1 protein-coding gene and 1 pseudogene are annotated in these 873 nt (G+C 59.3%); both read right to left on the reverse strand.

Going from position 1 to position 873, the window contains the following annotated elements; genetic code table 11:
• The coding region (locus EN991_RS24700; RefSeq protein WP_127369739.1) for a hypothetical protein at positions 1–264 on the reverse strand (264 nt) is incomplete at its 3' end.
• Between the two features lie 162 nt (positions 265–426).
• A pseudogene (locus EN991_RS41090) lies at positions 427–873 on the reverse strand (XRE family transcriptional regulator); the annotation flags it as partial.

Below are 873 nucleotides of genomic sequence, written 5' to 3' on the forward strand. Positions count from 1 at the left end.
GCTGCAGAATTCGGGATGGCTGTTGGCCGCAGTGGCGTCCTTCGCCTCGTCCTCGCAGGCCTTCATCATCGCGGTCTGGTCGTCCGGCGTAAGGGCCTTCCAGGCTTTCACGAAGTCGTCGTTGCTGACCATCGTCTTCATGCTGCTATCGGTGTAGAAGGGCTGCATCTTGGCTGGATCGTCGAGAGCCGACGTTTTGGCAAACGCCGCGCCGCCGACCATCGAAAGTGCCATGGCGCCCAAGCAGATCATCTTGATGTTCATGGGTACTCTCCTGTTGCTTTGGGATCGTCGAAGCAACGATCCATTGGAAAACGACAGGTTTGGGTGAAAGTTCCGGCATTTTTTGCGCAGAAAAGCCGAAACGAGGAAAAATATAGCCGAAAAACTTGAAACTTTCCCCGATTTTTCCCGTAGGAGGCGAGTTTATCGGGTCTCTCGTGCGAGACTGACCACCAGTCGATCGACGCTGGGGTCGTCGAGGCTGACGATATGGGCCATCTGCAGCGCCCGCTTCATGCTGACCCTGGTGACGTCCTGCCGCATGATGACCGGCACAAAGGCCGGCCCCGATCCTGTGAGGACGATCGCCCTGCCGACCAGAACCGGTTCGGAGATGGGAGCCCACTGTACGGTCATGATCGAGGGCTCGCTTGTCTGGCGGCGGTTGATGCCTGTGAAATAGATCCAGTTCAGGCGCGAGATCGCTACGCCGTAGTGGTTGCCGGGCATTCTGGCGCCACCCTGGCCATCGCCCGGGGCCCACCGCGTCACCCGCCTGAAGGTGACCAGCTCGGCCTCACGTCGCAGGAAGGTGACCGAGCGCATCAGAAGGTCGGGGCGGCCGGGAACCGAAAAATAGGGGAAATAAGT

The sequence above is a fragment of the Mesorhizobium sp. M7A.F.Ca.US.005.03.2.1 genome (assembly GCF_003997795.1).
Lineage (GTDB): Bacteria > Pseudomonadota > Alphaproteobacteria > Rhizobiales > Rhizobiaceae > Mesorhizobium > Mesorhizobium ciceri.